At 72.0% G+C, this 5,910-nt stretch carries 6 protein-coding genes; all 6 read right to left on the bottom strand.

All coding sequences use genetic code 11. From position 1 onward, the window contains the following. Positions 1 to 166: 166 nt before the first annotated feature. Positions 167 to 1,282, bottom strand: a complete 1,116-nt coding sequence (locus tag NWP09_RS11205; RefSeq protein ID WP_258275593.1) for a branched-chain amino acid ABC transporter permease — start codon at positions 1,280 to 1,282, stop codon at positions 167 to 169. Positions 1,283 to 1,285: 3 nt separating this feature from the next. After that, positions 1,286 to 2,164 carry a branched-chain amino acid ABC transporter permease gene (locus NWP09_RS11200; protein ID WP_258275592.1) on the bottom strand — a complete coding sequence of 293 codons (879 nt, stop codon included), beginning with the start codon at positions 2,162 to 2,164 and terminating at the stop codon, positions 1,286 to 1,288. Then, on the bottom strand, positions 2,161 to 2,868 hold the full coding sequence (locus tag NWP09_RS11195) for an ABC transporter ATP-binding protein (RefSeq protein WP_258275591.1): 708 nt from the start codon (positions 2,866 to 2,868) through the stop codon (positions 2,161 to 2,163). The genes NWP09_RS11200 and NWP09_RS11195 overlap by 4 nt, the downstream gene beginning before the upstream one ends. Continuing rightward, a complete protein-coding gene (locus NWP09_RS11190) occupies positions 2,865 to 3,620 on the bottom strand; it encodes an ABC transporter ATP-binding protein (RefSeq protein WP_258275590.1) in 756 nt (251 codons plus the stop codon). Before NWP09_RS11190 ends, NWP09_RS11195 begins: the two co-directional genes overlap by 4 nt. Before the next feature lie 2 nt (positions 3,621 to 3,622). Beyond that, positions 3,623 to 4,828 (bottom strand): substrate-binding domain-containing protein, encoded by a 1,206-nt coding sequence (locus tag NWP09_RS11185; RefSeq protein WP_258275589.1) that lies wholly within the window; start codon positions 4,826 to 4,828, stop codon positions 3,623 to 3,625. Between the two features lie 186 nt (positions 4,829 to 5,014). Beyond that, the coding region (locus NWP09_RS11180; RefSeq protein WP_258275588.1) for an SRPBCC domain-containing protein at positions 5,015 to 5,910 on the bottom strand (896 nt) is incomplete at its 5' end.

Here is a 5,910-nt window from a genome sequence, read left to right as displayed (position 1 = left end):
GCCGTGGCCCGCCTCGCCGAGCGCGTGCGCGAGCGCGGTCGCGCGCGCCTCGAGCTCGCCGTAGCTCACCGACACGCCGCGGTCGACGATCGCCGGGCGCGCCGGGGCCACGCGGGCCCGGTCTGCGGTCCAGCGGCCGAGCGTCAGCGCATCGGGTGCCATCCTCCTAGGCTTCCAGATCCTGGAGCACCTTGGGCTCAGCGACGTCCTTCTTGCTGCCGCGCCGCTGCGCGACCCGGTGCGTGAGGCCCACGATGCCGCCCGGCGCGAACATCACGACGAGCACGAAGAGCATGCCGAGGATGAACAGCGGCTCCGAGAGCGGGATGCGCAGCACGTCGGGCAGGCCCTGGATCCACGGCGCCGACGCGAGGGCCGAGAGGCGCTGGTCGAGCAGCGTGTAGATGATGCCGCCGACGATCGCGCCCCAGCGGTAGCCGACGCCGCCGAGCACGACGATGACGAGCAGGGTGAGCGTGAAGTCGCTCGTCGAGATGCGCGGCGTCGCGCTCGACTGCAGCAGCATGAATCCGATGCCGGCGACCGCCGCGAGCACGGCGGCGCCCGCGAAGACGAACAGCCGCACGAAGTAGGGGCGCAGGCCCAGCACCGTCACGCGCAGCTCGTTCTCGCGCGCGGCCGCGACGACGTGGCCGAGCCGCGAGCGCTCGATCCAGACGCACGCGAGGTAGACGAGCACGAGGATCGCGAGCGCGAGCCAGTAGAGGTTGCGGGTGTTGACGACGCCGACGAGGAAGTCGGGCACGACGTCGACCGAGAGCCGCACGCCCTCCTCGCCGCCCGTGAGCCCGCCGACGTTCCGGCGGATCATGACGTTCATCGCCTGCGCGACCGCGAGCGTCACCATCGCGAACGAGATGCCGGTGACCCGCAGCGCGAGCGCGCCGACGAGGTTGCCGAGCACGAGCGCGATGACGAGCGTGAGCACGATCGCGACGAGGAAGACCGCCTCGGGCGGCATCCCGCTCGGCGCGAGCAGCTTGAGGATGATGCCGAGCCCGTACGCGCCCGCGGCGAAGAACATCGCGTGGCCGAACGACAGCATCCCCGCGACCCCGAAGATGAGGTGGTAGCTGAGCGCGAGCGCCGCGATGAGCATCGCGTACGCGAGCACGGTGAGTGTGCCGGGCGTGTAGGTCGGGCCGGGCAGCACGCCCGGGATGTCGATCGCGAGCAGCGGCAGCAGGGCGGCGACGACGACGATCGCGGCGCCGACGGCGAGCCTGCCCCAGACGGACGAGAAGAAGGTGCGCACGCTCATCTCCTAGTGCTTGACCTTGCCCATGAGGCCGGTCGGTCGGACGAGCAGCACCGCGGCGAGGGCCAGCACGATCGCGAGGTCGCCGGTGCCGCCGAGGTAGAAGTTCGCGAACTGCTGGATGACGGCGACGAGCACGGATGCGATGGCCGCGCCGGTGAGGGAGCCGAGGCCGCCGATGACGGTGACGATGAACGCGTAGATCAGCAGGCTCGTGCCCTGGTGCGCGCCGACCTGGCCGTAGTAGACGGAGGCGAGCACGCCGCCGAGGCCGGCGGCGGCGCCGCCGATCGCGAAGACGATCGTGAACGCGCGGCGCACGTCGATGCCGAGCGCGGTGACCATCGTGCGGTTCTCGACGCCGGCGCGGATGACGAGGCCGTAGCTCGTCCGCTGCAGGAACAGCACGATGAGGCCGAGCACGACGACGGCCGTGGCGATGAGCAGCCAGCGGTCGTTCGGGATGTTGGCGCCCAGCACGTTCGTCGTGCCGCCGAGCCACTCGGGCAGGCGGATCTGGATCGGGTCGGTGCCCCAGATGCCCTCGAACAGCGCGACGGAGGCGAGGCCGAGGCCGACCGTGACGAGCACCTGCTCGATGTGCCGGTTGTAGAGCGGGCGGATGAAGACGAGCTCGGTGAGCGCGGCGACGACAGCGCCGACGACGAGCCCGACGAGCATGCCGGTGAGCAGGCCCGCCCAGCTGCCGTCGCCGACGCGGCGCCCGACCTCCCAGCCGAGGAACCCGGCGAGGGTGAGGAACGAGCCGTGCGCGAAGTTGAGCACGCCCATGAGGCCGTAGATGAGCGAGAGTCCGCTCGCGACGAGGAAGTAGAGGGCGCCGAGCCCGATGCCGGTGATGAGCAGGAGCAGGATGGTGCTCACGCTGCCTCCTCGTCGGTCGAGACGCCGAGGTGCCGGTGCACGAGGTCGGAGTCGAGGAACTCGGCGGCGGGGCCCGTGTGGACCACGCGGCCGCCGGAGAGGACGATGACGGTGTGCGCGAGCGCGCGCACGACCTGCAGGTTCTGCTCGACGAGCAGCATGGGGGTGCGCTCGGCCGCGGCCTCGAGCGCCTTCGTGACGGTGCCGACGATGAGCGGCGCGAGGCCCTTGGTCGGCTCGTCGACGAGCAGCAGGCGGTTCTCGTTCATGAGCGCGCGCGAGAGGGAGACCATCTGCTGCTGACCGCCGGAGAGCGTGCCGGCCTGCTGCTTCGAGCGCTCGATGAGCTCGGGGAACAGCTCGGGGATGATGCCCTTGTTCGGGGCGCCGCCGCGCTCGGCGAGGCGGAGGTTCTCCTCGACCGTGAGGTCGCCGAACACCTCGCGGTCCTCGGGCACGTACGCGATGCCGCGCTGCACGATGCGGTGCGTGAGCAGCCGGTCGATGCGCTCGCCGGCGAACGTGACCTCGCCGCTGCGCTCGTAGAGGCCGAGCAGCGCCTTGATGGTCGACGACTTGCCGACGCCGTTGCGGCCGAGGAGCGCCGTCACGCCGTGCTCGGCGACCTCGAAGGAGGCGCCCTCGACGACCTGCTGGCCGGCGATCCGCGCGTCGAGGTCGCGGACGGTCAGGATGGCGGTCACACGGTCTCCCCGAGGTAGGCCTTCTGGACATCGGTGTTGGCCATGACGGCCTTGGGGGTGTCGATCGCGAGCAGCTCGCCGTGGTGCATGACCGCGACCCGGTCGACGAGGCCGAGCAGCACCTCCATGTGGTGCTCGACCATCAGCACGGTGCGGCCCGAGCGGTGGAGGCGGCGGATGACCTCGACGAGGCCGGCGACGTCGCCGGAGCCGACGCCCGCCATGGGCTCGTCGAGCAGCACGACCTCGGGCTCGGTCGCGATGAGCATCGCGATCTCGAGCTTGCGCTTGTCGCCGTGCGAGAGCACGCCGGCCTTCGTGCCGGTGTGGTGCGCGAGCCCGACCTCCTCGAGGCAGCGCTGCGCGACGCGCGACGCGTCGTCGTCAGCGCGGGGGAACGTCCAGGGGCTCGTCGCTCCCCCGAGCTTCGACTGCGCCGCGAGGCGCACGTTCTCGCCGGCGGTGAGGCCGGCGAACACGCTCGAGGTCTGGAAGGTGCGGCCGAGACCGACCCGCGCCCGCTGGTGGACCTTGTGCCGGGTGACGTCATCGCCCGCGAGGCGGACGGTGCCGCTCGTGGGGATCATGACGCCCGAGATGATGTTGAACAGCGTGGTCTTGCCAGCGCCGTTGGGGCCGATGACCCCGACCATCTCACCGGTCGCGACCTGGAAGGTGACGTCGTGCAGGATGCGCGCGCCGCCGATCTGCAGGCCTACGGAGTCCAGCTGGAGCGCGGGTCGGTCTGCCATCGCTAGCCCGCGACCGGAGGCGCGACCGCCTCGGCGTCGGCGACCTCGATGAGCTCCGGCACCCACGTGCCGCCGTCGTCGACGAGGCGCACCTGGAACATCGGCTGGATGAGGGCGTGGTCCTCGGCGCGGATCGTGAGCTCGCCCTTGACCGACTCGAAGGTCCAGCCCTCGAGCGCGTCGATCATGGCCGCGGTGTCGCCCTTGCCCTCGGTGATCGCGTGCACGAGCATCTGCGCGCCCGCGAAGCCGTCGACGGTGAAGAGGTCGGCCTCGTGGCCGTTCTCCTCGAGGTACGCGTCCATCGCCTGAGCGGCCTCGTTGTCGGTCGCGCCGGCGAAGTAGTGGTTCAGGAACTGGATGTCGCCCGAGCCCGGGCCGTACGCCTGGTGCGTCGAGCGATCGCCGAGGCCCGTGACCACGGTCGTGTTCGCGAGCACCTGCTGCTGCGCGAGCGCCTCCCACATGGCGCCCGAGGTCGCGCCGGCCCACGCCACGAAGACGAGGTCGGGCGAGGCCGCCGAGATCTGCTGCGCGAACGGCGTGAACTCGGTCGCGTCCTCCGCGACCAGGATCGGCGTGACGTTCGCGCCCTCGCCGCCGAGCACGGACTGCACGGAGGCGACGTTGCCCTGGCCGAACGCGTTGTCCTGCGCGAAGACGACGATGTTGGCGCCCTCGACGTCCTCGAGGAAGGTCGCGGCGGTCGCGACGTCCTGCAGCGTCTGGCGGCCCGAGCGGAACGTCTGCTCGTTGATGCCGGTGATGGCGTCGGCCGCGGCCGGGCCGGAGAGGAACAGCACGTCGTTCTGCGCCGCCTGCTCCGCGACCGCGAGCGCGACGCCCGAGGCGGCCGAGCCGCCGAGGATCTGGAAGCCCTGGCCGATGAGGTCCTTGGCCTGCGTGACCGCGGTGTCGGGGTTGCCCTGGTCGTCGACCCACTCGATGGTGAGCTCGACGCCGTCGATCTCACCGGTGCCGTCGGTGGCGTAGTCGAGACCGGCCTCGAAGCCCTGCTGGTACGCGGCGCCGTACGCCGCGAGCGGGCCGGTGATCGACGTGATCATGCCGACGTTGACGGCGACCGTCTCGGTCGCGCCCTCGCTGGCCGAGACGGTGCTGGTGGGGTTCGCGGTCGGCGCGCACGCCGTCAGCGTGAGCGCGGCGAGGGCGACGCCCACGCCGGCGAACTTCGTTGTCCTGCGCATGAGTTGCCTTTCGAGCTGTGCGAGCCCCGTCGGGCGCTGCTCGGCGAGCGAGACAGCACTCCCTCGTGCGGCTTCACGGTGTCTAGAACCTGACAGGTGGCTCAGGTTTCAGGTTCCAGCATGCGAAGAACCGCCGCTCGTGTCAAACCGGTGCACTGACCGTGACCGGATCGTGACCATCGCCGCTCAGCGCAGCCGCTGCATCTCCGGGCGCACCCACCGCTCGCCCGGCCCCACGAGCGCGCCCTCGCCCTCGAGCAGCGCGGCGAGCCTGAGCAAGGATGCGGTCGCGAACGGCAGCCCCAGCGCGACCGCGGAGTCGCGCTGCTCGCGCGACTCGTACCGCTCGTGGCTCTCCACCACGGTGCCGCCGTCGATTTCGCGCAGGCTCGTGGTGCAGAGCACCGGCGCCCGCGCGAGGCCGACGTGCTGCATCCGCTCGACGACGAGGCGGGGCGGCTCTACCCGCAGGAACTCGCCGACCACGGCCGACCCGTCGGCGTGCTCGTGCCGGTACCCGCCTCCCGGCCGCACGTCCATGACGCTGCGCGTGATGGGTCGGATGGGGTCGGCCAGCCAGGCGGCGGTGAACGCAGGATCCGTAGTCGCTCGCCACACCTCGTCGACGGGCGCCTCGAGCCGCATGCCCCACGCGAGCGACCGGTCGTCCGGCAGCACGTGCGGCATCGGCGGGCGGGCGAGGACGAACCCGCCGAACCGCTCCCCCTGCCCATCGAGGAACCGCTCGATCGGGCCCGGGAGGCGGAGCGCGGCGAGCAGCGTGCCCACGGCGAGGATCGCCGCGAGCTGCACGAGCCACCCGCCCCAGCCCGCGACGAGGCCGCTCGCCTGCGGGGGCAGCGCCTGCAGCGTCGCGATCAGGAGCGCGTGCACCGTGAGCGCCGTGAACGGGGCGGCTCCCGCGGCGAGCAGCGGAGCGAGCGCCCTCCGCGCCGGCCCCACGAGCATGCGACCGCGCAGCCCGATCTCGGCGAGCGAGGAGAGCGCCACGACTGCGAGCGCGACCCCCGTGCTCGCCGCGAGCCCGGCGGTGGGCGTCGCCTGCGCGGGCAGCGGTCCGG

It is taken from the genome of Agrococcus sp. HG114 (assembly GCF_024723325.1).
Taxonomy (GTDB): domain Bacteria; phylum Actinomycetota; class Actinomycetes; order Actinomycetales; family Microbacteriaceae; genus Agrococcus.
This window is presented reverse-complemented; position numbering and strand designations above follow the sequence as displayed.